The organism is Rubritalea tangerina (assembly GCF_042683245.1).
GTDB lineage: Bacteria > Verrucomicrobiota > Verrucomicrobiia > Verrucomicrobiales > Akkermansiaceae > Rubritalea > Rubritalea tangerina.
The window spans coordinates 1-2,405 of sequence record NZ_JBHUJB010000069.1 but is presented as its reverse complement, the minus strand read 5'-3'; the positions used below and the strand labels follow the sequence as shown (position 1 = coordinate 2,405).

Below are 2,405 nucleotides of genomic sequence, written 5' to 3'. Positions count from 1 at the left end.
ACACACATTCAGAGAAATTTCACATCGAGGAGCCAAGCGAAGTGCCGCTTAACTACGTGCCATTCTAGTCTGTCTCATTATGTTATGATTCGATGTTGGTATCTATCGATTTTTTTATTGTTCATGGTTTCCTGTGAGAGCGACAGAGCACCTAATGCAAAAAAGTACGGAGACTATGAAAAGATTCTTAAAGATGCAGGATTGTTGAACACCATTCTTAATGCATACGGTAAAGACTTAGAAGACTATTCGAGCTTCCAAGAACTGATAACTACCTGGAGTGATGCCTATCCAGAGGATGCCAAAACTATTTTGAGTCATATATCACAAGAGGGAAACCTCATCGATAATTGGCAGCTACATACGCAGAATCTTGACGGTGATAGTTCAGCATTTATTAAATCTAAAGAGTTTTACATTCACGATAAGAAGTGTCGCATTGTTATTAGACATTTTAGAGGAAAGTATAGTAGTAATCTCGTCCGAAGTGATAGTGTTTATTAACCAGCTAATGTGTGAGAAGTCCATTGGGTCAACTGTTTGATAGTGCTATGTCATAGTCTCTGTCTGAAGCGCGTTTACTAGTACCCTAGGGCGGCGATGAGACAGGTCGTTCTGCTAAATCTGACTTCGCTCCGCTCCCTCCTGAAGCAAGCTTCAGCGATCCGTGAAAGCGGTAGCGAGCTACCGCACTCCGAAAGAGGGGGGCGCAAGGTCGTTGGCGTTGTGATGGGGGGGGAGGGGACCAAGGTTTTCGCCTTCGGATCGACCTTGAGCTGGGAGAAGAATCCCGTTGGGATTATGAGAAGTGACACAAAGCCAATTAGCTCATATAGCATACCTCGGTTTTAGAATGTTTCTGAATGCGTGTTAGTTTCATCAGCATTTCTAGAAATCTGAGTAAGTGCCTCACTATGGATAAAAAGAAATGAAAGCTATCTCGACGACTCTCATTGGACTCTTCATTGTCTCCTGTAAGCCAAGTGCCTCGGAAGAAGCTGAGAAGCTGTATTCTTTTAGAAGGAATAGTGCGCATAATTACGCCAAGTGTGTGGCGTTTCATGTGGTCTCATGCAATGATGTGGATGGGCTAGCTGAATACCTTTCAGAGAGTGGCATCTTAGATGGCATTAGAGAGGATAGCATTGAGAGTTTAAGGTATATGGTTACCGGTTCAAAAGAGATGGGAACCTTGAAGGTGATATGGGATGATGGCTATAGTTACACAGTGGATTTTGCGACCTATTTCAAAAGCATTGAAAAGAGCGAGTATGAAAGGAAAGGTGATGTTGACTATGTTTGGGTGTATTCTAAGGAGGATGAAAAGCATGTATTTAATACATCAGGCGATGTAGCATGTGAAAGCTAGCAGCAGCAAAGTTCAGTGAGCGATGAAAGAGTTAGCGAGTGATAGTAGTCATAGAAGAGGCGTCGCAATGCCGTCTAGGTTGTGGTGGTAAGGGGGAGGTAATCGCATTGGGATTATTTGAAGTTAGGGGGAGTCCCATAGTGGGGGGATGGCAACCGCGTTTTCATGGTTTTATTGAGAGGTAGCAGTGAATTTTTTGGTAACGTGGCTCCGTGCTATCGGTGGTGAGCTCTATGGCCGCGAAGCATGGAGTTTTGGTGTTAGTGGGGGTGACTGTGAGTTTATAGGCGTAGCCTTCTTTCTCCGTGGTGAGTTGGTATTTGAAGTTTTTGTTGGAGGCTTTGTGGCTGATGATTTTGTAGGGTTTGGAGTCGCTAACGATGATGGAAAATTCTTTCTGTGAGGCCTTTACGTTTTTCTTCCAGCTGAGAGATTTTGGGATTGCTGTGACGAGGCTAGGAACTTTGACGTTGAGGTTAAGCACCTGTGGTGGAGCGCCTTTTTCATTCGTCCAAACGATGAGTTTTTTGTTGAGTTGGCCTTTGAAGTTGCCGATGTCGAGTGTGGCACGGACGTAGCCTTTAGCTCCAGGTTTGATACTAGTGCTTTTGTTGGCAAGTTTTTCTTTGTCGAGTAATGTGGCGCTGAGGCAGGTACAAGGGGCATCGATCTTTGCTATGTCGATTTTGTGCTTTGTGGGATTACTGAAGGCGTAGTCGACATGGATGGTCGATTGATCAGGGGTTACCTCGACGGTTTGGGTGTGTCTTGTAAATTCTAGAGCCCAGATCAGTTGTGCGAGAGTGAGAAATGTTAGTAGAGTCAGCCGCCACATGTGTGGAAATCTAGTCGTTGGCAGAGTGATGTCAAAGCCGAGCTTTTCCTTACATCATTCTCAAAGACTTCGAGTGGTTCTACTGGGCAATCCCAAGAAGGTATTTTCAAAGGGCAACTCGCATTAAAAAGGCAGACAAGAATGGCACGTAGTTAAGGTCGATTACGAGCTTTTTTGTAGTAGACGGAAAGCCTGATATTG

Annotated in this window: 3 protein-coding genes; 2 read left to right on the top strand and 1 reads right to left on the bottom strand. The window is 44.5% G+C overall.

Going from position 1 to position 2,405, the window contains the following annotated elements; translation table 11 throughout:
- Both ACFSW8_RS14260 and ACFSW8_RS14255 read left to right on the top strand, forming a co-directional pair.
- Positions 1-504, top strand: a 504-nt coding sequence (locus tag ACFSW8_RS14260) for a hypothetical protein (RefSeq protein WP_377178570.1), incomplete at its 5' end; no start/stop codon positions are given.
- Between the two features lie 424 nt (positions 505-928).
- Positions 929-1,369: a hypothetical protein gene (locus tag ACFSW8_RS14255; RefSeq protein WP_377178568.1), complete on the top strand. Its 441-nt coding sequence runs from the start codon at positions 929-931 to the stop codon at positions 1,367-1,369.
- Between the two features lie 163 nt (positions 1,370-1,532).
- Here ACFSW8_RS14255 and ACFSW8_RS14250 read toward each other — a convergent pair whose 3' ends face one another.
- Entirely contained in the window at positions 1,533-2,204 is a 672-nt protein-coding gene (locus ACFSW8_RS14250; RefSeq protein ID WP_377087453.1) for a DUF1573 domain-containing protein, read from the bottom strand.
- Between the last annotated feature and the right edge of the window lie 201 nt (positions 2,205-2,405).